General features: G+C 62.0%; 14 protein-coding genes, 1 pseudogene and 1 riboswitch. Of the genes and pseudogenes, 4 read left to right on the top strand and 11 right to left on the bottom strand.

The window, feature by feature from the left end:
- Nucleotides 1–254 precede the first annotated feature (254 nt).
- From Q0K07_RS09135 to gcvT, 8 genes are all read right to left on the bottom strand, one after another.
- Nucleotides 255–3,935, bottom strand: a complete 3,681-nt coding sequence (locus Q0K07_RS09135; protein WP_294558648.1) for a phosphoribosylformylglycinamidine synthase — start codon at nucleotides 3,933–3,935, stop codon at nucleotides 255–257.
- Nucleotides 3,936–4,022: 87 nt separating this feature from the next.
- Nucleotides 4,023–5,060, bottom strand: a complete 1,038-nt coding sequence (gene purM / locus Q0K07_RS09130) for a phosphoribosylformylglycinamidine cyclo-ligase (protein WP_294558647.1) — start codon at nucleotides 5,058–5,060, stop codon at nucleotides 4,023–4,025.
- A gap of 3 nt (nucleotides 5,061–5,063) precedes the next feature.
- The gene (locus Q0K07_RS09125) at nucleotides 5,064–6,485 is read right to left on the bottom strand and encodes an amidophosphoribosyltransferase (RefSeq protein ID WP_294558646.1); all 1,422 of its coding nucleotides are present in this window, start codon (nucleotides 6,483–6,485) and stop codon (nucleotides 5,064–5,066) included.
- A gap of 13 nt (nucleotides 6,486–6,498) precedes the next feature.
- Nucleotides 6,499–7,179, bottom strand: coding sequence for a phosphoribosylaminoimidazolesuccinocarboxamide synthase (locus Q0K07_RS09120; RefSeq protein WP_294558645.1), 681 nt, complete (start codon nucleotides 7,177–7,179; stop codon nucleotides 6,499–6,501).
- A gap of 694 nt (nucleotides 7,180–7,873) precedes the next feature.
- Nucleotides 7,874–9,313, bottom strand: coding sequence for an aminomethyl-transferring glycine dehydrogenase subunit GcvPB (gene gcvPB, locus Q0K07_RS09115; protein ID WP_294558644.1), 1,440 nt, complete (start codon nucleotides 9,311–9,313; stop codon nucleotides 7,874–7,876).
- The gene (gene gcvPA, locus Q0K07_RS09110) at nucleotides 9,310–10,629 is read right to left on the bottom strand and encodes an aminomethyl-transferring glycine dehydrogenase subunit GcvPA (RefSeq protein WP_294558643.1); all 1,320 of its coding nucleotides are present in this window, start codon (nucleotides 10,627–10,629) and stop codon (nucleotides 9,310–9,312) included. The genes gcvPB and gcvPA overlap by 4 nt, the downstream gene beginning before the upstream one ends.
- Before the next feature lies 1 nt (nucleotide 10,630).
- Nucleotides 10,631–11,014, bottom strand: a complete 384-nt coding sequence (gene gcvH, locus Q0K07_RS09105; protein WP_294558642.1) for a glycine cleavage system protein GcvH — start codon at nucleotides 11,012–11,014, stop codon at nucleotides 10,631–10,633.
- Between the two features lie 57 nt (nucleotides 11,015–11,071).
- Nucleotides 11,072–12,154, bottom strand: coding sequence for a glycine cleavage system aminomethyltransferase GcvT (gcvT, locus tag Q0K07_RS09100; protein WP_294558641.1), 1,083 nt, complete (start codon nucleotides 12,152–12,154; stop codon nucleotides 11,072–11,074).
- Nucleotides 12,155–12,293: 139 nt separating this feature from the next.
- Nucleotides 12,294–12,377: riboswitch (glycine riboswitch) on the bottom strand.
- Nucleotides 12,378–12,680: 303 nt separating this feature from the next.
- Between gcvT and Q0K07_RS09095 the strand changes: the two genes are divergently transcribed.
- Complete coding sequence (locus Q0K07_RS09095; RefSeq protein WP_294558639.1) at nucleotides 12,681–13,193, top strand: GNAT family N-acetyltransferase; 513 nt, start codon at nucleotides 12,681–12,683, stop codon at nucleotides 13,191–13,193.
- Between the two features lie 124 nt (nucleotides 13,194–13,317).
- Here the strand turns inward: Q0K07_RS09095 and Q0K07_RS09090 are convergent, their stop codons facing one another.
- The gene (locus tag Q0K07_RS09090) at nucleotides 13,318–15,120 is read right to left on the bottom strand and encodes a [FeFe] hydrogenase, group A (protein ID WP_294558637.1); all 1,803 of its coding nucleotides are present in this window, start codon (nucleotides 15,118–15,120) and stop codon (nucleotides 13,318–13,320) included.
- A 21-nt stretch (nucleotides 15,121–15,141) separates the two neighbouring features.
- The gene (locus tag Q0K07_RS09085; protein ID WP_294558634.1) at nucleotides 15,142–17,121 is read right to left on the bottom strand and encodes an FAD-dependent oxidoreductase; all 1,980 of its coding nucleotides are present in this window, start codon (nucleotides 17,119–17,121) and stop codon (nucleotides 15,142–15,144) included.
- A 401-nt stretch (nucleotides 17,122–17,522) separates the two neighbouring features.
- On the opposite strand from Q0K07_RS09085, the gene Q0K07_RS09080 reads away from it, so the two are divergent.
- Both Q0K07_RS09080 and Q0K07_RS09075 read left to right on the top strand, forming a co-directional pair.
- Nucleotides 17,523–18,641 carry a hypothetical protein gene (locus Q0K07_RS09080; RefSeq protein ID WP_294558633.1) on the top strand — a complete coding sequence of 373 codons (1,119 nt, stop codon included), beginning with the start codon at nucleotides 17,523–17,525 and terminating at the stop codon, nucleotides 18,639–18,641.
- Nucleotides 18,642–19,318: 677 nt separating this feature from the next.
- Nucleotides 19,319–19,819, top strand: a complete 501-nt coding sequence (locus Q0K07_RS09075) for an AbrB family transcriptional regulator (RefSeq protein ID WP_294558631.1) — start codon at nucleotides 19,319–19,321, stop codon at nucleotides 19,817–19,819.
- Between the two features lie 878 nt (nucleotides 19,820–20,697).
- Here the strand turns inward: Q0K07_RS09075 and Q0K07_RS09070 are convergent.
- Complete coding sequence (locus Q0K07_RS09070) at nucleotides 20,698–21,603, bottom strand: TIGR00269 family protein (RefSeq protein ID WP_294558629.1); 906 nt, start codon at nucleotides 21,601–21,603, stop codon at nucleotides 20,698–20,700.
- A 322-nt stretch (nucleotides 21,604–21,925) separates the two neighbouring features.
- On the opposite strand from Q0K07_RS09070, the pseudogene Q0K07_RS09065 reads away from it, so the two are divergent.
- A pseudogene (locus Q0K07_RS09065) lies at nucleotides 21,926–23,382 on the top strand (hypothetical protein); the annotation flags it as partial.

The raw sequence follows: 23,382 nt of genomic DNA, 5'->3' as shown, positions 1-23,382 counted from the left end.
GTGCACACACGTTCTTTTCGGCCATTTGTCTCGCTGCCATTGTCATCTTTTATATTTAATGAGTCCTGAACCTAGAAGTCTATCCTTTTGCGCTTCTTCTAAGCGTACATGTTATCCGCCGCGCAGGCGGTGCAGCTTCCGCGTGCCAAAGGTTCCGGCCTGCATAGGAGGAGCGGGGAAAAACAAAGGCTCCCGGGAAAAATCCCGGGAGCCTTGTATGCGTTCAGCCTTCAGAAGCTGAAGGAGGCGGGAGCCTAGAGGCTGAAGTAGTCTCTGGCGGATTCAAACAGGTGCAGGTCGTAATCGCCGGGCACGTTTCTGTACAGGCCCGCTCCCGTGCGTTCGGAATGGCCCATCTTGCCCAGCACGCGGCCGTCGGGCGAGGTGATGCCTTCGATGGCCCATGCGGAACCGTTGGGGTTGAAATCCACATCCATGGACGGGCTGCCTTCAAGATCCACATACTGCGTGGCGATCTGACCGGCCGCGCGCAGTTTTTCCAGAAGGGCGGGGTCGCACAAGAAGCGCCCTTCACCGTGAGACACGGGCACGGAAATCACGTCGCCCACCTTCACTCTGCCGAACCACGGCGACAGGCGGGAGCAGACGCGCGTGCGCGTGATCTTCGACTGATGGCGGCCGATGACGTTGAAGGTAAGGGTGGGGCAGGAGGCGTCGGTATCAATGATTTCGCCGTAGGGCACGAGGCCCAGCTTGATGAGCGCCTGGAAGCCGTTGCAGATGCCGAGCATGAGGCCGTCGCGGTCCTTGAGCAGCTTCATGGTGGCATCCGCCACTTCGGGATTGCGGAAGAAGGCGGTGATGAACTTGCCGGAGCCGTCCGGCTCGTCGCCGCCGGAGAAGCCGCCGGGCACGAAGATGATGTGGCTGTCGCGCGCGGCGCGGGCGAAGGCTGCGGCCGATTCCGACACTTCCGCGGCAGACTGGTTGCGCAGCACCATGATTTCCGGCTCAAGTCCGGCGCGGAGCACGGCGCGGGCGCTGTCGTATTCGCAGTTGGTGCCGGGGAACACGGGGATGAGCACCCTGGGTCTGGCCACGCCCACGCGGGGCACGGCCACGGGGGCCTTGTCCGAGCTTATCACGGGCACGGGGGCGGCGTCCGTTTCGGTGCGGCTGGGGTAAATGCCTTCCAGCACGCCTTCATTCAGGGCAAGAAGCTCGTTGATGGAGGCGCTGTCCGCACCGAGGTTCACCATGCCGTCGGCCGTGGTGGAGCCTATCTTCCTGCCGAAGGGCGCAGGGGCGGAAAGTTCCGCCACAATGGCCCCGGGCATGGGGCTGTACCATGCCTCGTCGGCACATGCGGCAAAACCCGTGCCGTTGCCGAAGGACATGTTCATCACAGCTTCCGCCACGCTGTTTTCCACGGCCCATGCGGCCTTGACCACGCCTTTTTCCCGCAGGGCGGCAAAGCCGTCCCAGCAGGCCTTCAGCTTTTCGGCATCTTCGCTTTCAGGAGCGAAGAGGTACACGGGGTTGCCCGCCTTCTTGAATTCCGGCGAGAGTATGTCCCCGGCCCTGGCCGGAGCGATGGCAAAGGAAATGAGGGTGGGGGGCACGTCCATGTCGAGGAAGGAACCGGACATGGAGTCCTTGCCGCCTATGGCCGCGACGCCGAGGCCGAGCTGAGCGTCGAGCGCGCCGAGCAGCGCGGAGAAGGGCTTGCCCCAGCGTTCGGGTTCGTCGCGCAGTTTTTCAAAATATTCCTGAAGAGAGAGGTAGGCTTTGCGGTAATCGCAGCCGGCGGCAACCAGCCGTGCCACGGAGGTGACCACGGAACGGTATGCGCCCCGGTACGGATCAATGCTCATCTGATCCGCGTCGAAGCCCCAGGCCATGACGGAACAGTCTTCGGTTTCCTGCCCCGGAAGCACGGGCAGAAGCGCGGCCATGGCCTGCGCGGGAGTGCGCTGACGCACGCCGCCGAAGGGCATGAGCACGGAACCTGCGCCGATGGTGGAGTCGAAGCGTTCGGCAAGACCGCGGCGGGAGGCACATTTCAGGCTGGAGGCCGTTTCGCGCAGGCTGGAGGCCGCGGGGGCGTCCATGGCGGAGCGGTCTTTTGCCTCCACCTTCACGCAGGTGTGCTTGGATGCGCCGTTGGTGTCCAGAAAGGCACGGGAAAGGTTCACGATGGTCCGGCCCTGCCAGGTCATGACCATGCGGGGCGCCTGCGTGACTTCGGCCACCTGATAGGCTTCCAGATTTTCCTTTTCCGCCGCGGCGATGAAGGCGGCGGCGTCTTTTGCAGCCACCACGCAGGCCATGCGTTCCTGAGATTCGGAAATGGCAAGTTCCGTGCCGTCCAGGCCTTCGTACTTCTTGCGTACCGCGTCGAGGCGGATTTCCAGGCCGGGGGCCAGTTCGCCGATGGCCACGGATACGCCGCCCGCGCCGAAGTCGTTGCAGCGCTTGATGAGCCGCGTGACGTTGCCGTCGCGGAACAGGCGCTGAATCTTGCGTTCTTCGGGAGCGTTGCCCTTCTGCACTTCCGAGGCCATGGTCACGAGGGACTTGCGGTTGTGGCTCTTGGAGGAACCGGTGGCGCCGCCTATGCCGTCGCGTCCCGTGCGGCCGCCGAGAAGGATGACCACATCGCCGGGAGCGGGGCGCTCGCGCACCACGTTGTCGGCAGGCGCGGCGGCCACCACGGCGCCCACTTCAAGATGCTTGGCCACATAGCCCTGATGATACACCTCGGAAACCATGCCCGTGGCAAGGCCTATCTGGTTGCCGTAGGAGGAATAGCCCGCCGCGGCGGTCTGCGCCAGCTTGCGCTGGGGAAGCTTGCCCGGAATGGTTTCCGAAACGGGGGTGCGCGGGTCGCCGCAGCCGGTGACGCGCATGGCCTGGTACACATAGGCACGCCCGGAAAGCGGATCGCGGATGCAGCCGCCTATGCAGGTGGCCGCGCCGCCGAAGGGTTCGATTTCCGTGGGGTGGTTGTGCGTTTCGTTCTTGAACATGAGCAGCCAGTCCTGCTCTTCGCCGTTCACCGTGGCCGTGACGTGGATGGAGCAGGCATTGATTTCCTCGCTCTGATCCATGTTGCCGAGCAGGCCGCGCTTCTTCAGCGTCTTGGCCGCGATGGTGGCCATGTCCATGAGCGTCTGGGGTCTTGCGGCCGCCTTCTGCTCACCGTACACCTCCACGCGGGCGTCAAGGTAGCGCCTGTAGGCGGCAAGGGTTTCTTCGTCCAGAATTTCCACGGAATCAATGTGCGTGGAAAAGGTGGTGTGGCGGCAGTGGTCGGACCAGTATGTATCCACCACGCGCACTTCGGTGATGGTGGGGTCGCGCTTTTCCTCATCGCGGAAATGGGCCTGAAGGAACCTGAGGTCGTCCAGATCCATGGCGAGGCCCAGCGTGTCGAGCAGCTTTTCCAGCGCGGCGTCATCCATGGAGATGAAGCCTTCCACAAGGCTCACGCCGGTGGGCAGGTCGTACTCCATGCGCAGGGTTTCCACAGGTTCGAGACTGGCTTCGCGCGCTTCCACGGGGTTGATGAGGTAGCGCTTGATTTTTTCCACATCCTCTTCGGAAAGAGAACCAGAGAGCAGGAAAACGCGCGCCGTGCGCACGGCAGGCCTTTCCCCCTGCGTCATGAGCTGGATGCACTGGCTCGCGGAGTCGGCCCGCTGGTCGAACTGGCCGGGCAGGTATTCCACGGCGAACGCCGTATGGTCGCCGGCGGGGAGCTGTTCGCTCACATCGTCGACCTGCGGTTCGGAAAACACGGTCTTCACCGCGCGACGGAAAGCGTCTTCGTCCAGACCTTCCACGTCGTAGCGGTTGATGAGCCGAAGTCCGGCAAGGGAAGAGATGCCCAGCAGGGTACGAAGCTCACCAAGCAGCGCTCCGGCTTCATGCCTCAGGGCGGGCTTTTTCTCTACATAAATGCGTCTTACCATTCTTGAATTCCTTCGCAGCGGAAAACCGCCGCATGTCGTGCAGGGGGGCAGCCGGGCCGCGCCCGCACAAGCGGGCGCGGCCTTGTCTCAGGCGAGGACGACCTTTTCCTCACCGGAAACGATTTCTCCGAGAACATAGGCTTCGCAGCCTTCGGCCTTCAGTGCGGCAAGGGCCTTGTCCGCCGTATCGCGCGATACGATGACGGTCATGCCCACGCCCATGTTGTAGGTGTTGAACATGTCGCGTTCGGGGATGTTGCCCTCACGCTGCAGCATGGAGAAGATGGCCGGGGTGCGTATGGCGGCCTTTTCCACTCTGGCAGAAAGCCCTTCGGGCAGGCAGCGGGGAATGTTTTCATAGAATCCCCCGCCGGTGATGTGGCTTATGCCGTGCACTCCGGCCGCGGCGATGGCCGCAAGCACGGGCTTCACATAGATGACGGTGGGCGTGAGCAGCGCCTCGCCCAGCGTCGTGCCGAGTTCCTCACAGTATTTGTGAAGATCAGCGTGTTCCACGTCGAAGACCTTGCGTACCAGCGAATACCCGTTGGAATGAAGCCCCGAAGAGGGCAGGGCGAGCATGACGTCGCCTTCGCGCATGCGCGTATGGTCGATGATCTTTTCCCTGTCCACCACGCCCACGGCGAAACCCGCAAGGTCGTAGTCGTCGGCTTTCATGGTGCCGGGGTGTTCGGCCGTTTCGCCGCCGATGAGGGCGCAGCCCGCCTGCACGCAGCCTTCGGCCACGCCGGAAACCAGGGTGGCAACCTTTTCCGGTTCGTTCTTCCCTATGGCGATGTAGTCGAGGAAGAACAGGGGCTTTGCGCCGCAGCAGATGATGTCGTTCACGCACATGGCCACGCAGTCGATGCCCACGGTGTCGTGTTTGTCCATGAGCTGGGCGATGCGCTGCTTGGTGCCTACGCCGTCGGTGCCGGAAACGAGCACCGGGCGCGCCATGCCGGCGGTGTCGGGCTCGAAGAGGCCGCCGAAGCCGCCGAGATCGGACACCACGCCGGGAATCATGGTGCGTTCGACATGGCTCTTCATGAGGCGGACGCCTTCATAGCCGGCCTCGATGTTGACGCCTGCCGCGGCATAGGAAGCGGAGTGGGAATTGTTCATGGCTTATCCTTTTCCATTCCAGCAATAGGTGCAGATCTTCTCCCTGTCGATGCCGATGGCCTCAAGCAGCCCGTCGAGCGACTGATACCCCAGCGAATCGAAGCCCATCTTCTTGCAGATGGCGGCAAGCAGCTTCCTGCCGCGTTCGGTGGTGGCGTCGGCGTATTCCTCAAGGTGGCGGTGACCTTCGTCCCCTTCCAGTTCCTGAATGATGCGCCGGGCCAGAAGGTCCATGTCGGAATTGCCGCGGGAGAAGTTCAGGTACTTGCAGCTGTACATGATGGGCGGGCAGGCGGAACGCATGTGCACTTCGCCCGCACCGGATTCAAACAGAAAGTCCACCGTTTCCCGAAGCTGCGTGCCGCGGACGATGGAGTCGTCCACAAAAAGGAGCTTCTTGCCCTGAATGAGCTCCGGCACGGGGATCTGCTTCATCTTGGCCACCTGATTGCGCACGGCCTGGTTGGCAGGCATGAAGGAACGCGGCCAGGTGGGGGTGTACTTCACGAAGGGTCTGGCGAAGGGGAGCTTGCATTCGTTGGCGTAGCCTATGGCGTGGGGCGTGCCGGAATCGGGCACGCCCGCCACATGATCGACCTTCGGCAGCGTTCCCCGGGCCATTTCGTTGCGCGCCATGATCTCGCCGTTGCGGTAGCGCATGACTTCCACGTTCACCCCTTCATAGTTGGAGTTGGGGTAGCCGTAGTACGTCCAGAGGAAGGCGCAGATCTTCATCTCTTTTTCGGCGGGGGAGAGCGTTTCATAGCCTTCGGCCGTGATGCGCACGATTTCGCGCGGGCCGAGTTCGTAGGCGTCTTCGTATCCCAGCTTGTGATAGGCGAAGGATTCAAAGGAAACGCTGTAGCCGTCGCTGCTTCTGCCGATGTGCACCGGAAGCCTGCCCAGCTTGTCGCGGGCCGTGATGATGGAGTCTTCCGTGAGCAGAAGCATGGTCATGGAACCTTCGATGGTATCCTGAGCATGGCGTATGCCCGAGACGATATCGTCCTTCTGGTTGATGAGCGCGGCCACAAGTTCCGTGGGGTTCACCTTTCCGCCGTTGGTGGCCATGAACTGATGCCCGCGGCTGGAGAAGTATTCCTGCACCAGCTTTTCGGCATTGTTGATGATGCCCACGGTGGAAATGGCGTACAGGCCGAGATGGGAGCGCACCAGAAGAGGCTGCGGGTCAATGTCGCTGATGCAGCCTATGCCGCTGCACCCCTGGAACTCGGCGAGATCCTTTTCGAACTTGGTCCGGAAGGGGGTATTTTCAATGTTGTGGATCTGCCGCTGGAAGCCCCTCTCCCTGTCGTATATCGCCATGCCGCCCCGGCGGGTGCCGAGGTGGGAGTGGTAATCCACGCCGAAGAAGATATCCAGCACACAGTCGCGCCTGGAGATGGCGCCGAAGAATCCGCCCATATCGGTTACGCTCCTACGCGAAGAAGAGCTTGGAGAGAGTCATGGGGTCGATGTACTGGCCGTCCTTGTACACGCGCATGTTGCCGGAGGCGATTTCATCGATGAGCATGACCTTGCCCTCGGCGTCGTAGCCGTATTCGAACTTGATGTCGTAGAGGGTGAGGCCCTTTTCGGCCAGATCGTCGGCCACGATGCGGGTGATCTTCTGGGTCATGTCCTTGATGTCTTCGTACTGCTGTTCGGTCATGACGCCGAGCACCACGAGGCCGTCCTTGGTGACCAGAGGATCGCCGAGAGCGTCGTTTTTAAAGGTGGTTTCCACATAGGCGGGCAGATCGGCGCCGGATTCCACATAGTCGCCGTAGCGGCGCAGGAAGCTGCCCACGGCCTTGAGGCGGCAGATGACTTCGAGGCCCTTGCCGAACACCTTGGCGGGGAGCACTTCCATGGTGGTGTCGGCGAGGTTGGCGTTCACATAATGGGTCTTGATGCCGGCGGCGTTGATCTTTTCAAAGAAGTAGATGGACATGCGCAGGTTGACGTCGCCCACGCCTTCGATGGTGAGACCCACGGAGTTTTCACCGGGATCGAACACGCCGTCCTTGCCGGTGCAGTCGTCCTTGAACTTCAGAAGATAGTTGCCGTTGTCCAGAGCGTACACGTTCTTGGTTTTGCCGGTGTAGACAAGATTCATGAGAAATGCCTCCCTGAGGGGTGTTGGGGTGTGAATATGCGGTGAAGGGCGCGTGCTGCGGCAGAGCGGATGTTTGCCTTGCCTTCATGACCGCAGGGCGCGTCCGCGCCGGAAAAAACATGAGAGGGGCAGCCTTGTTCCTGGTGGACAGGCCGCCCCTCTCCGGGTGACATGATACGATACTCGCCTCCGATCCATATATGCGCATGATGGAAGCCCGCCTGCGCTTTTGCCGGGAGACGGACCGGCCGGCGGGTGCGGTTGAAGAGCTCCGTGGCCGCAAGGTGCGCGCGAAGTCCGCAGAAGCGTGCCGTGGCATGCCTGTCTGCGGCGTGTTGATTCGTGCAAGGTCTCCCGGTGAGGGCCGGCTGAGTGCTCATCGCGTTCATGCTGTTAGATTGAAGGAAAGACAAAGAATCAACATAGCCGTTTTCAGGCCGCTTCGCAAGAGGTGTTGCGGGGCCTTTCCCGGGCTGCCGTGCCGCGCCTGCGGCCCGGGCTTTGAAACCTGCGTTCATGACCCGGTTTCGTGCCTGCCGGAAGCGGCGGCCCGGGCTTGCGGCATGTTTTGCCGGAAGAAGGCGCACCTTTTTGGGAAGGAACGCTGAAACAAGAAGAGGCCCGGCCGGAAAGCGGGGGGGGAGCTTTCCTGCCGGGCCGTTTCAGCCGTGGCCGTGAGGCCTGCGGCATGTCTTTACTTCTGCCCGAAGTCGTAGCGGAGCACGGGCGTGCGCGCGGCACGCACTTCGTCCGGTCGGCCTATGGGGCAGTGATGCGGTGCGCCGTGCAGGTGCGCGGCGTCGGTCCTGGCCTGTTCCAGAATGGAAAGGAAGGCCTCGGCTGCATCATCCAGAGTTTCGGGGCTTTCGGTTTCCGTGGGTTCCACCATGAGCGCTTCGTGCACGATGAGCGGGAAGTACATGGTCGGCGGATGGATGCCGTAGTCGAGCAGGGACTTGGCCACGTCCATGGCGGAAACGCCGAGTTCGTTCTTCTGCTTTTCCAGGGACATGACGAACTCATGCATGCAGAGCGTATCGTAGGCCATGTCGTAGTGGCCGGCGAGTTTCTTCATGAGGTAGTTGGCGTTGAGCACGGCCATGGCCGAAGCTTCGGGAATGCCCTCGCGCCCCAGGGTGAGAATGTAGGTGAGCGCCTTGACGGCCACAAGGAAGTTGCCGCAGAAGGAGCGCACCCTGCCCATGCTTTTTTCCGGCTGGAAGAAGGTGAAGCGGCTTTCTTCCTTCCGCACGCGGGGACCGGGCAGGAAGGGTTCGAGAAAGGCCTTGCACCCTGCGGGGCCGCAGCCGGGGCCGCCCCCGCCGTGAGGCGTGGAAAAGGTCTTGTGCAGGTTGAGGTGCACGCAGTCGAAGCCCATGTCGCCGGGACGGGCGTGGCCCATGACGGCGTTGAGGTTCGCCCCGTCGTAGTAGCAGAGGCCGCCCGCCTCGTGCACGATGCGCGTGATGTCGAGAATGGCGGGATCGAAGAGGCCCACGGTATTGGGGTTGGTGAGCATGAGCCCTGCCGTATCCGGCCCCACGGCCTTTCTGAGGGCCTCGATGTCCACGCCGCCCTCGGCATTGGAGGGCACGGAAACCACGGTGAAGCCCGCCATGGTGGCCGAGGCGGGGTTGGTGCCGTGGGCGGAGTCGGGCACGATGATTTTCGTGCGGGCCGTATCGCCCCGGGAGAGGTGATAGCGGCGGATGAGCAGAAGACCGGTGTATTCGCCGTGCGCTCCGGCGGCGGGCTGCATGGTCATGCCGTCCATGCCGGTGATTTCGCACAGCAGCCTTTCCGTTTCATACAGCACTTCAAGGCAGCCCTGGGCAGTTTCTGCCGGCTGAAGGGGATGAATGTCGGTAAAGCCCGGCAGGGCGGCCATTTCCTCGTTCACCCTGGGGTTGTACTTCATGGTGCAGGAACCCAGGGGGTAGAAGCCCTTGTTCACACCATGGGTCTGGGAGGCAAGCTCCGTATAGTGGCGGCCGAGGTCCACTTCCGCAATTTCCGGCAGGCGGGGAGCGGCGGCACGCAGCAGGGAAGGAGAAAACTGCGCCTGTTCCACGTCGCAGGGGGGAATGATGCTTTCGCAGCGACCGGGACGGCTTCTTTCAAAAAGGAGTTTCATTGCGCGCATACCTCCCGGATGGCGGTGACAAGCTCATCCATGTCGTTTCTGGTGCACAGCTCGGTGCAGCACCACAGAAGGCCTCCTTCCACGGGCAGGCCGCCGAGAATACCCCGTTCCGCAAGCCTGCTGCAGAGCATGTCCGGGTCCACGGGGCAGTCGGTGAGAAATTCGTGGAAGAATTCCCTGCCCTTGTGGCGCAGGGCGAAGCCGGGAACGGAGGCGAGTTTTCCGGCCAGATAGTGGGCGTGGGCGGCGGAGTTCTCCGCCACGCGGCGCAGCCCCTGCGGGCCCACGGCCGCGAGGTAGACCGAAGCCGTCATGGCGCAGAGCGCCTCGTTGGAACAGATGTTGGAAGAGGCCTTTTCGCGGCGGATGTGCTGTTCGCGGGCCTGGAGGGTGAGCACGAAAGCGCGGCGGCCCTCACCGTCCACGGTTTCCCCCACGATGCGGCCGGGCAGGCGGCGCATGAGTTCCTTGCGGCAGGCCATGAATCCGAGGTAGGGCCCGCCGAAGCCGAGGGGCATGCCCAGAGGCTGGCCTTCGCCCACGGCGATGTCGGCTCCGTATTCCCCGGGGGTTTTCAGCAGGCCGAGGGAAATGGGATTGGCGCCCATGACCACGCGGGCTCCGGCCTCATGGGCGGCGGCGACGAGGGCGTCCATATCTTCCAGCACGCCGTAGTAGTTGGGGCTTTGCACATAGACGCAGGCCGTGCCTTCCGAAAGCGCGGCGCGCAGATCGTCCGTGCTGGTGGCGCCGTCGGAGACGGGGAGCACCGTGACGGGCACGCCCCGGCTTTCGCAGTAGGTTTCCACCACTTCGCGCACCTGCGGATCGGCCGTGCCCGCAAGAATGACGCCGTTTCTGCGCCGTTCCATGCACATGAGGCAGCCTTCCGCCGCAGCCACGGCTCCGTCGTACACGGAGGCGTTGGAGACGTCCATGCCGGTGAGCTCGCAGATCTGCGTCTGGTATTCAAAAATGGACTGCAGGATACCCTGACTGATTTCCGCCTGATAGGGCGTGTAGGCCGTGACGAATTCCTCACGGGAAGTCACCGTCTTCACAATGGCGGGAATATGGTGGCGGTACGCTCCGGCTCCCCGGAACACGCTGCGGAAGCGTACGTTCCTTTCCGCAAGACCGCTCACCTTCCGCGCGACCTCCATTTCACTCAGGCCTTCGGGGAGGTTCAGTTCATGCACGCGCGCCTGTTCGGGAACGACCTGAAACAGCTCTTCCGTGGAAGAGAGGCCGAGAGCGGCGAGCATGGCCTTTCTTTCCTCCCCGGTGGCGGGAATGTAGCTTCCCATGCTACGCCTCCTCGGCCTTGCATACGGCCTCGTACCCTGCGGCGTCGAGCAGTTCGCCCACTTCCTGCGCGCCGGAAACCTTGATGAGCCAGGCGTCGTAGGGAGCTTCGTTGAGCAGCGCGGGGTTGTCGATGAGGGCTTCGTTCACGGCGGCCACGGTGCCGGATACGGGGCTGAACACGCCGGATACGGCCTTTACGGATTCCACATCGGCAAAGGATTCACCCATGGTCACGGCGTCGCCTTCCTGCGGCAGTTCGATGAACACGATGTCGCCGAGGGAGCTCTGGGCAAAGTCGGTGAGGCCGATGACGTAAAGGTCGCCTTCGGTCCTGATCCATTCATGGGAAGCGGTGTACTTGAGTTCGGCGGGTATGTTGGACATGGTGCTACTCCGTAAAGGATAGATGGTTGGCTGGGGCGTTATGGAACAGGACGAAATTCAGCGTTTGTAGAAGGGCAGGGGAACGATTTCCGCGCCGATGCGGCGGCCGCGGATGTCCACCTCCACGAAAGTGCCCGGGGCGCTGTGCGAAGCGTCCACAAGAGCCATGGCCACGGCCTTGCCCACGGCCGGGCAGTGGGTGCCCGAGGTGGTCGCGCCGATGCGTTCACCGTTCAGGAACACGTCCTGATGCTCGCGCGCAATGCCTCTGCCCGTCACGACAAGCCCCACGCGCACGCGGGTGGGCTCGCCTGCGGCCACCAGGGCGGCTTTGCCGATGAAGTCCGGCTTGTTCAGCTTCACGCCGAAGCCGAGTCCGGCTTCGAGGGGGGTGATGTCCTCGTTCATCTCGTGCCCGTACAGGGGCATGGCCGCTTCAAGGCGCAGCGTGTCGCGCGCGCCGAGTCCGCAGGGGATGAGTCCGTCCTCTCTGCCGGTTTCGCGCAGCAGCTTCCAGAGGGCGACCGCGTTTTCCGGCGCGGTGTAGATTTCATAGCCGGCCTCGCCCGTGTAGCCCGTGCGGGAGATCATGCACTTCATGCCGCCGAGGGAAACATCGCGCACGGCGGTGTAATACTTCTTCGGCATGCTCTCCTCAGGAAGAAGCCTGCCGAGAATGGCGGGCGCGGCCGGCCCCTGAAGGGCAAGCTGGGCCACGGAATCGGAAACATCCTCTGCCTTCGTGCCGGGGAGAAGGTTCGCGGCCATGTGGGCGTAGTCCTTGTGCCGGTTGGCGGCGTTCACCACGGCCAGGTAGTCTTCCTCTCCGAATTTATAGATGACGAGATCGTCGATGACGCCGCCTTTTTCATTGCACATGACGCTGTAGCGCACCTTGCCCACGGGCATGTCCGTAAAGTCGTTGGTGAGCAGGTGGTTCAGGGTGTCCAGCGCGGTGGGGCCGGTAAAACGGATTTCTCCCATGTGGGATACGTCGAACAGACCGGCCGCCTGTCTGACGGCCATGTGTTCCTTGATGACGCCGCCCGTGTACTGGACGGGGAGCAGATAGCCGGCAAAGGGGACTATCTTTCCGCCTTCCTCAATGTGGACGTCGTAGAGAGGGGTTTTCAGTTCCATGGGCCTTCTCTCCTGGGAAAAGGGAATAAAAAAGAGGCACAGATAACGAACGACCTCGTCATCTGTGCCTCTGTTACTAACCTGAAAGATTCTCCGCCGTGCGGATTGCCTCATTGGTGCAGTGCTGCTTTCCAGAGTTTGTCCGGAACCGGTCCTTTTGCCTGAGAGTTCTCGCAGCCCCTTCGGCTCCGCCCCCTGGGGCGGCCTCTCCCGGTTCCATCATCCAAATCCATGCCCGGCCCTATGCGTTTTGAAGAACCACAGAAAAACTGCCGTTCCAAAGTGCTTGTACAGTATCACGGGCAGGGAACAAGGTCAAGGTACGCCGCGCTTACAGTGCGGGAACTTTCTGTTTTCCTGCCGTAGAGGAGCCTCATGGCGGAAAAGTGCGGGCGGAAGGTGCCTTCCGGCATGCCGCAGCCTTTTCTGCGGAAAAGGCGACGCTGTGCAGGGCTGTTTTCACGCTCTGAAAGTTGCGCTAGAAAAAGGAGAACGGCGCCTTGTGCGCCGGAGAGGAGAAAAGAGCATGACATGTGATTTCCGATACGCCCGGAGAGAGGATACCGCGCTGATTCTGCAGTTCATCAGGGAACTGGCCGACTATGAGAAGATGCTGCACGAAGTGGTAGCGGATGAAGGCACGCTGGAGGAGTGGATTTTCGACAAGGGAAAGGCAGAGGTGATTTTTGCTCTGGAAGGGGAAAAGGAAGTGGGCTTTGCCCTGTTCTTTCATAATTTCTCCACCTTTCTCGGCCGGGCGGGCATTTATCTGGAAGATCTGTATGTCCGGCCGGAGTATCGCGGCAGAGGGTACGGAAAGGCGATACTGGGAAAGCTTGCGTCCATAGCCGTTGAGCGCGGCTGCGGGCGGCTGGAATGGTGGTGCCTCGACTGGAACAGGCCTTCCATTGATTTTTACCTGTCCCTCGGCGCGGAAGCCATGAGCGACTGGACGGTGTACCGCATTGCGGGCGACACGCTGCGGCATCTTGCCGCTTCTTCCCCTGAAAAAGGGGAGGTTCCGCCTGAAAAGCCGTGAAGGCGGCAGAGGAAGATGGTGCCGGATATGACCCGCCGGGGCGCACCGTGCAGGGCGCCCGGCGCAGACAGGAAGGGCCGCCCCGAGGGGCGGCCCTTCTGCATGCTCAGAGAGCGCGGAAGTCTCAGACCGAGTGATCGGTGAGGGTCAGCTTTTTCTTGGTGGCGGCGATGCTTTCCGTCTGCACCTTGCTGCGGTCGGTGTAATGGGTGTGCAGCAGCTCGTGCGCCTTGTGGGAGTTCGGCTCGCCGAGGAAGTCCTCATAAAGGCGGATGATCTGCGGATTGTTGTGCGACTGACGGCGGGGCATGTTGTGGTCGATGGCAAAGAGCCCTTCACGCCGTTCATGGGCATGGGGATGGTAGTCCTTCTTCACGCGGCAGGTGCCGCCGCCGTCCACACAGCCGCCGGGGCAGGCCATGACTTCGATGAAGGTATAGGGAGAAGTGCCGGCCACGGCCTGTTCCGCGAGTTTCTTCGCGTTGGCAAGCCCGTGGACCACGGCCACCTTGATGACGCCGTTGCCTTCGCCGAGGTTCACTTCCGCCTCGCGCATGCCTTCTTCACCGCGCACGGGCACAACGTCCACACCGGGCAGTTCCTTGTGGTTGAGCACGGCGTACACGGTACGCACGGCCGCTTCCATCACGCCGCCGGTGGTGCCGAAGATGACGGCCGCGCCGGTGGAATCGCTCATGTAGGGGTTGTCGAATTCCTCAGGTTCCATCTCGGCAAGGTTGATGCCGTTGCGGCGGAAGAGGCGGGAGAGTTCGCGCACGGTGAGCACCACGTCGGTGTCGGGCGTGCCGTTGACATGGAGCTGGGGCCGCGCGGCCTCATCCTTCTTCGCCGTGCAGGGCATGAGGGAGATGGTGCGGATGCGTCTGGAGGGAATGCCCATCTTTTCCGCAAGGTAGGATTTCACCAGCGAACCGGCCACGGCCTGCGGCGAGCGGGTGGTGGAGACGTAGGGCAGCACGTCGGGGCAGTGCTTTTCCGCAAAGTTCACCCATGCCGGGCAGCAGGAGGTGAACAGGGGGAGCTTGCCGCCGTTCTTGATGCGGCTGAGCAGTTCCGACCCTTCTTCCATGATGACCACGTCGGCGGCGAAGTCGGTGTCGATGACGATGTCGGCGCCGAGGCGGCGCAGAGCGGCCACAATGCGGCCCTGTACGTTTTCGCCCGGGGCAAGGCCGAATTCCTCACCGAGCACCACGCGCACGGAGGGCGCGAAGGAGAACACGGTGGTGATTTCCGGGTTGGCGATGTAATCGAGCACGGCGTCGTTTTCATCGCGTTCGGAAAGTGCGCCCGTGGGGCAGACCAGGGTGCACTGGCCGCACTGGATGCAGGCGGACGTGTTCTGGCTGGGGGCCATGCCCACGCCGATATGCGCGCCGACGCCCGTGCCGTCCACGGTAAGGGCGGCCACGCCCTGCACCTTGCGGCATACTTCCACGCAGCGCAGGCAGCGCACGCACTTGGTCATGTCGCGCACCATGCCGCGCATGGTGTCGTCGTGAGGCCGCACGGAAGGCATGCGCGGGGCGAAGCGGTTGGTGGCAAGGCCCACATATTCGGCCAGATCCTGCAGTTCGCAGTTGCCGTGACGGGCGCACGCGCCGCAGTCCTGATCGTGGTCGGCAAAGATGAGCTCCACCTGCAGGCGCTGCATGTCGCGCACGCGCATGGAGCGGGTGTTTACGCGCATGCCCTCTTCCATGGGCGTGTTGCAGGTGGTCATCATTTCGGTGTGACCGTTTTTGTCCGTCACTTCCGCAAGGCAGACGCGGCAGGTGCCGGGCTTGTGGTCGAGGGGCTGGAAGTGGCAGAGCGTGGGAATGAAGATGCCGTTGCGCCGGGCCACCTGAAGGATGGTTTCCCCGGGTTCGAAACTGTATTCTTTTCCGTTGATGGATGCATTCATGGCGGATTCTCTCTGAAACGGTTAGGCTTTGAAACCGGGAATGGGGGCGCGGGTGACGACGGACATGATGCGGTAGCAGCGCATGCAGCGCTTGGCTTCCTGCCATGCCTCTTCCTGGCTCATGCCCAGTTCCACTTCCTTGAAGTTGCCCGCGCGTTCGGCGGGAGCAAGCTCGTTCAGCTTCACGCGGGCCTTCTTCTCCTGCCCGCAGACCGGATCGTCGCCGAGCAGGTCGGCCTGACGGATGAGCTGGCTTATGCGTTCGCGGGCGAGGAAGGGAGGCCTGCCGTATTCCAGATAGCTCACGATGGCCTGCGCGCCTATGGAACCCTGCGCCATGCCGTGGATGAGCACGCTGGGGCCCTTGGTGCGGGGACCGGTGGTTCCGTCGCCGCCGGCGAAGACGCCGGGCCGCGAGGTGGCCTGATATTCGTCGACCACGATGCAGTTCTTGCGGTCGAGGGCGATGCCGTCCTTTTCGGTGAGCATGGCGGGATCGCTCTTCTGGCCGATGGCCGCGATGACATGGTCGCAGGGAATGACGAATTCCGAACCGGGAATGGGCGTGACGCCGCGGCGGCCGCTTTCATCGGGTTCCGTCTGCTGCATGGCCACGCAGCGCAGCCCCGTGATCTTCCCGTTTTCCACCACCAGGGAATCCTGACCGGAAAGGAAGTGGAATTCCACGCCTTCGCGCATGGCTTCCACGATTTCCTCTCTGTCGGCGGGAGCGTCGGCTTCCGTGCGGCGGTAGACGAGGTGCACCTTGCCGCGCGTCATGCGCACGGCGGAGCGGCAGCAGTCCATGGCCACGTTGCCGCCGCCCACCACGACCACGTCGCCTTCCATGGAGGGAGTCACGCCGGTTTCGAGCACGTCGTGCACCTTTTCCAGAAAGTCGATGCCGTTTTCATAGCCGGGAAGGGAGGTGTCTTCGCCCTTCATGCCGAGGTAGCCGCCCAGCGGGCAGCCCGTGGCGATGAACACGGCCTTGTAGCCCCGGTCGAACAGATCGTCGATGTGGAAGTCGCGCCCGAGTTTCTGCTTGAAGAAGAACATGCCGCCCATCTGCTTGACGAGCTCGTTTTCCTGCAGAAGCACGTTCTTGGGCAGACGGTAGAAGGGAATGCCGTAGCGCACCATGCCGCCCGCCTTGTCGTGGGCTTCGTAGATGTCCACGGGGTAGCCGGTTTCCAGCAGCTGGTAGGCGCAGGTGACGCCCACGGGCCCCGCGCCGATGACGGCCACACGCTTGTTTTTTGTGGTGGGGCAGGGTTCGGGCTTCAGGATGCCGGGCACGATGGTCTTGTCTGCGGCAAAGCGCTTGAGGTTCTTGATGTCCACGGGGGCATCCACCTGGGCGCGGCGGCAGGCCTTTTCGCAGTAGCGCACGCATACGCGGCCGCAGCTGCCCGCAAGCGGATAGTGGTTGAGCACCACGCCTGCGGCAAGGTCGTTATGCCCGTCCTGCAGATAGTCGATATAACGGGGCACGTTGACGTGACTCGGGCAGGCTTCGATGCAGGGGCTCGTGGTCACGGAATAGAAGCCCGCATTGCCGTGGAAGGGGAAGGGGCGCAGTTCGTCGGGGAAATGGGAAATGGCGTCGAGAAGCGGCGTCGTGCCCGTGCGGCCCACGCCGCACAGGGAGGTTTCGTGCATCTGTTCGGTGATGTCGCGCACTTCCTCCCAGTTCACTTCCCCGCCGTGACAGGCCTTTTCCAGCTCCTGTGCGAGAATGTGCGAACCTGCGCGGCAGGGCGAACACTTGCCGCAGGATTCGGCGGCAAGGCGCTCATGGTGTTTCCACAGCGCCCAGGCGAGGCTGGCCGTGCGGGAAAAGACCAGAAAACCCCGGTTGCTGAGAAAAATCTCCATGGGATTTCCTTCGTTGAACTGATCGAAGAGTTCCAGCGGCAGATCCTTTGGAGAAGTGGGGGTCGCGGAGCCGCGATTGTCGTAAACGACGTTATCCCAGACTCCGTAAATCAGCTGCGGCATAGGGCAGAGCCTCCTTGCATGGTGCGTATGGCGTGTTGGACGGGAAAGCCGGGGGCTTGGAGCCTTCCTTTTTTACAGGCGGGCCTTCCTTGTCCTGTCCCGGAGCGCAGAAGGGGAACGGAAACATCGTCCGATCTGCGCGAAAGACAGGTATATGGTGACATCAGTATGAGTTGTATGTAGGGAAAAAAAAAGCGTTCGTAAAGGGGAGGGAGCCGGAAGCGCCCTCCGCAAAGAGGGACGGAGCGCTCCGGAGGAAGAAAAAACGGCAGGAACAGGCCGCATCTTTTCCGGATGAGCGACGCCTCTTCGCTCTCGACGGCGCGGGCGTTCCATGGCAGTATGACCACCCTCCGAACGTTCGTGTTCAGAATATTCTCACCTGTCTTCCGGATATCGCCATGCGGATTTTCTTTCTTTTTGTGATGGGCATCATGCTTTCCTTCGGCGGGGCATGGGCCTCGGATTCCCCTCAGCAGATACGCGACGAAGCCTTTCCGATACTCAGCGAAGGGCTGGAACTTTTTGATGCGAAAAAGGATGTGGACGAGCGCACCCTTGCGGAACGTGTGACGTTCCGGGACGCGAAGTTCCAGCGCATCGTGAAGGAATGCTTCGAGATCATGGCCGATTCCCCGCTGCTGGACCTTCTGAAGCTTCAGGACGACACGCGCGCGCAGATACGGCAGAAGCAGGAGAAGATCGGCGAGCTCATGCGGGCGAGCATCACCGCTCCGGAATCCTCGTGGAATCCCCTGACACCCACGCAGGAGAGCATCACGAAGGATGTGGAAAAGCTCCGGCGGGAGACGAAGGAGCTTCAGGAAGCCTTTGACCGGCAGAAGGAAGAAGTCTATGCCAGAATAGTCGCCAACGGCGTGCCCATGGAGCGCGAGCAGTTCGAGCTCATGCTCAATGCTGCCGACGCCATGGAAACGGCGGGCATCATGGCTGTTGCCGAAAACCTGAAATACCTTCTGCAGAGCGTGGAGCGGAAGGCGACGGAACAGCAGGCCCCCGTGGAGCTTCTGCAGACCTGTTCCGGCATGTGCATGATGTGCTACCGGGTGTACATGTACGCCATACATTTCGCCGTGGAGCAGATGGATGTGAACTATCTCCCGCGCCTTGCCTCCATGAGGAAGGAAAACGAGGATCTGCTGCAGGAGGCAAGGCGCCTGGCTTCCCAGAAGCATACGGAAAGCGACAGAAAGGCGCTGAAGGCCAACATGGCTTCCCAGAAAAGGATGATTGAGGTGGTGGACCTCTACAGCCGTTATCTGAACAGCCAGAAGAAGCGGCTCTCCTCCCTGTATCAGGACATGGAGAAGCGCTACCAGGTGGCGGTGAACACCTATCACACCATACGCCTCGGCACGGAACTGCTCGGACTCATCCGCAATACGCAGACGGACTTTTCCCGTATTTTCACCTTCCGGCCGCCGGAACTCATGCTCCTGCACGACGACAGATTCAGCAGGGAATTTGCCGAGGTCACCGCGAACCTGAGAGGCAACTGACGCTCCGGAATGGGCAGGGGATTGCGGCGCAGGGAACCTGGGCTGCACGGCAGGGCGCCCTGCAGAGGCGCAGGGAACCGTGCGTTTTTCCGGCGTGCAACGTTCGCGGATGCCTCCTTGCAGAAAAGGCGGGGCGGAGGAAATGTCGAAAAAATATCCGGTCAGGCAGAGCGTTCTTTTTTCATAAAAAGAACGCAGCCTTGCGTTCATGCCGCATGTTTTTCCCGGCATGTGCGGAAAGAGAAGCACACGGCCCTTTTTCGTTCCGTCAGGCGGATTTTCCGTGGCATTTAGGAAAAGGAAGAAGGAAAAATCATGGCGCTGCAGGCTGTGACTTTTTTTCTTCCCCTGTTCCATAGGATGATGTGCATGTCGCGGCGCGTTTTTTTACGAAGGAAGAAAAACAGGGAAAAAGACAAATGTGATCTCCGTGCCCTTCACAGGTTGTGATGCACGGGAACGGGAGCGTTTTTCGGCTGTTCTCCCGCGCCGTCTGCTTTTCTTCCAGGGGAATGTAGCGTGGGTCATAAATGACGATTTCCGCTTCCTCTGTTCTCTATCATGCCGTTTCTTCCCTCTATGAGGATGCGCCTTGCCTGACGATATTCTGTGCCTTGTGTTTACAAAGTATATGATTTCAAGCTATCCTGCGTTCCTGTCACGATATGAGGTTCGCCATGAATCATCAGATACTTATGCTTGTCGTCAGCGGAACAGCCATGGGCTGTCTTTTTAAATACCTGAACATCCCCGGGGGCTGCATGCTCGGAGCCGTGGTGGGGAGCATGGCGGTCAAGCTCCTCGGTCTTGCCGACGTGCAGATGCCCTCGCTTTTTTACAACGGGGCGCAGATAGCCATAGGCATCTGTGTGGGTGCCATGATTTCTCTGGACATGCTTTCCAGCATGAAGGATCAGATCCCCGTCATGGTGCTGAGCACCGTCATTCTGCTCCTTGCCGGGCTGGGGGCGGCCTTTGTGGTGCGCCACATGACGGATCTTGACGTGACAAGTTCCATACTTGCCACCTCGCCCGGCGGGCTCAATGCCGTCATCGGTCTTGCCGACGCGGCGGAGCATCTGCCCAAGATCATGGCCTTTCAGATGACGCGCCTTTATGTGGTCATTCTGCTGGTGCCGGTGTTCTGCTGGTGCATGAAGTTCTTTTTCCACAAATAGGTGCGCGGAGCCGGTGAACCGGCCTTGTTCAGGGAAGGTGTCTGAAAAGCGCCGGAGCCCGAGGGGGTCCGGCGCTTTTTCTGTCTGCCGTTGCTGCGGCGGAAACAAGGCGGAACGCAGAGCGGATGCGGCATGAAAAAGGCCCCTCTCCGTGGTGAAACGGGGAGGGGCCTTGTGTACTATCTGCGCGGGCCGCCGGGGCGCATCATGCCGCCGGGCCGGAAGGCGGGCGGTCTGGAACTGCTTGATCCGGGGCGCATCATGGGCGGCCTGGGAGCCTTGCCTCCGACGGGACGTGCCATGGGCGGACGCGGGCCGCCGTGTCTGCCGGGGGCCATGACCGGAGGTCTCGGACCACCGGGTCTTCCCGGAGCCATGGCCGGAGGCCTGGGACCGCCGGGGCGCATCATGGGAGGTCTGCCGGGATGTCCGGGCGGACGTATGCCGTGCACGGGCGGTCTGCCGGGAGGCCCCGGAGGCCGTATGCCGTGAGCCGGCGGGCGGTGCGGGGGCGGAGGCGGAAGAACGCCGTGCACCGGCGGATGAGGACGCGGCCGTACAATGACGGGGGGAGGCAGAACAGGGAAGACAAGAGGGGTGCCGTAATACCCCGGCGTATAATATCCTCCCGAGCTGACGCCGATACTTCCGGCATAAACGCCGTTTGTTCCGAAGGCCACACTTCCCGACACATCCGGCCCATAGGGATCGGGGGCGCAGCCGCCGAGAGCAAGGGCAAACATGAGGGCAAGAAGTCTGCTCTTCATGGAAGTCTCCTTGTAAGAGAACACGGAAAAATCCTGCCTGTATATGCTATGGAGCATAGGCGTTTTGCGGGAAAAGACAAGTTTCGTTTTGTTTCGGCGTGGAAGGTTTTGTTACTTGCGGGCCGCAAGAGCTTCGCGGATGCGGCAGACACCGCACACTTCCGTGGAGGTGGGGTAGCCGCAGCGTTCGCAGGGCCGGAGGCTCTGGCCCTTCTTTTCCTCTTCCTGACGGAAGGCGGGCTTTCCGCGTTCCAGAAAGCCGTGATAGAAATCCATTTTTCTGCCGGGCATCTTTTCTTCCAGCTCAAGCCACAGGCCCTTGAGCGTGGAAAAGCTGGCGCCCTCGCTGTAGGGGCAGGGGGCGTAGTGATTTTCTATGCCCATGAGAAAGGCATAGTTGGCGGTTTCAAATTCCGTGACGCGCCAGAAGGGTTTGACCTTGCGGGTGAAGCCGTCGGAATCTTCCAGAAGCGGCCCCTGATCGCTGAGATAGGCCCTGTCCCAGCGCAGGGTGTTGCTGGTGAGCCTTGCCACTTCATCGTCGAGGTTGTGGCCGGTGGCCAGAACGTTGAAGCCCCCTTCCCTTGCCGTCTGATTGAAGTAGTAGCGTTTGATTTTGCCGCAGGCGGAGCAGACGGGGCGGCGGAGCGCGGCCTTCACATCGGGAATGGCCAGTCCTTCGGCGGCCATGTCGCGGATGATGAGGGGAAAGTCGTATTTTCTGCAGAAGCGTTCCACCACGCCGCGTGCAGCGGGGGAGGATTCGGGGATGCCGAGGTCGATATGCAGGCCGGTGACGTTGTAGCCCTGCCGCCCCAGTTCAAGCATGAGGGCAAGGGAATCCTTGCCGCCGGACAGGGCCACCAGCACGCGGTCTTCCCTGGTCATGAGCTTGTGTTCCCGTATGCCCCGGTCCACCTGACGGGAAAAGAAGTCCAGAAAGCAGTCGGGGCAGAAGGCGGTATTGTGGCTGGGCAGGGAAACAACGGCGCGGGCATGGCAGCGGCGGCACTTCATGGGAAACCTCGTAACGGCGGAAGATGACTCTGCAGTGCGGGACATCCTGGAGCCCCGCACTTCACAGACGCTGAGGAATACGCTAAAAAAAAGAAAGTGTAAATTTATGCCAACCCGCCCGGAAGTTCCGGGCAAGACGGAGTTTCCTCCCATGGCCGAGCCTTCCCGTTCTTCCCGTAAACTGGCCGCCGTCCTTGTCCTTTTGCTCTGTGCGGGCGGCGGCGCATGGTTTTTTCTTTCTGACGACGGAACATTCCCCGTCGAAGAGGCAAAGCGAGCCGTTCAGAGCCTGACGGGCTCTTCCGGGAAAGACGTAACTTCCGTGCAGGCCGCTTCGGAAGAGGCCTCTTCCGGCAACGGGCAGGCCGCGGTGCAGGAAGAGAAAAAGAGCGGGGAAGTCTCGGCCGCCATCAGCACGCAGCCGCGCGAGGTTGTTTCCGACCCTCAGGCGGAGCTTCTGGCCCGTGTGGAAAAGGCCATGGAGGAGAGCGGCCCCGCCATGCCGGGGGGGCACAGCGTTTCGGGCGAGGTGAAGGATACGCCTCCGGCAAAGGATGAGAATCGTCAGGATTCCGTGGTGACCATCGCCTTTGTGCGCGACATGGCCCGCTGGCTTGCGGCAGGCTATGTGCCCTCGCACAAGGAAGGGCGGAGAGGCCACAGCCGTGTGACGCTCATTCAGGGAAATTTCCGTTACAGCAATTCCGGCACGCTCCGCAGTGTGGAGCGCGACCCGCTGAAGGGACGCTCCGGCGTGCTGAACTATGTGTTCACTCCGGGCATGCTCGAAGCCCTGTACCGCATGTATGCGCCGCGCCTTGTGGAGGAAATGGAGCGGGCCGCCCGCAACAGGGGCGGACACCCCCTCGGTGATGTGCAGGTGGCGGACATGTTCATGGTCTATGCCGGGGAATTTCAGCGTCTTTCCGTTTCCCTGAACGCGGCCGCAGAAGTGGATCTGAGCGCGCTTTCCGCCGCCATCCGCCGCGCGGCGGAAAAGGAGGCCGAGGCCAACGACGATTTCGCCCGCGCCTACAACGCCCTTTCTCTGGCCAGAGAGTCCGGAAACCGGGATGAAGTGGCCGTTCAGGGCCGCCGCATGGAGGAATGCACCCGCGTTGCGGGCATGTACGCCGCAAGGCAGGAGAGAGCCCGGGCGGATATGCTCTATGCCCTGCGCCGCAACGCCGACGGAAGGGCGCTTTCCGATGCGGAACTGGTCTTTCTCGGCGAATGGTTGAGCCGCCGCAGCGCTTCCGTGGAAAGCATACGCGCCGCCGCCGTGGTCTGCGGCCGTATGGCCGGACTTTGCGAGCAGCGCGCGCAGGATGTGCTTTCTCCCCGGACGGAGGAAGAGCCCGCGCCGGTATCCGCTCCCGCGCCTTCCCCCGCTGCGGAGAAGAAGCCGGAGACTTCCGCGCTGAAGGCTCAGCCTGCCGCCGCTGAGCCTTCCGGCGCTGCCGCAGAGCCTGCGGTCACGCCTTCTTCTCCGAAGGAGCAGAAGACGGAAGCCGCCCCTGCGCCTGAAGTCTTTGTCCGGGAAGTTTCCGGCCGTCTTTCCTTTGATCCGCCCCGGCCTGCGGAGAATCCCGATTCCAGGGCGGAAGCTCCGGATAAGAATGCACCGTCCCCCGCGATTCCTGCGGGAGCACCGCAGGGCGATGCAGCCGCGGCGCAGCCCGGGACCTCGGCTGCTTCGGGAGCCGTGCCTTCGGCGGAACCTTCCGTCAAAGCGCAGAGCGCCGTTTCTTCGGAAGTTCCGGACAAGGCCGCGGAAGT

Source organism: uncultured Mailhella sp. (assembly GCF_944324615.1).
GTDB lineage: Bacteria > Desulfobacterota > Desulfovibrionia > Desulfovibrionales > Desulfovibrionaceae > Mailhella.
This window is presented reverse-complemented; position numbering and strand designations above follow the sequence as displayed.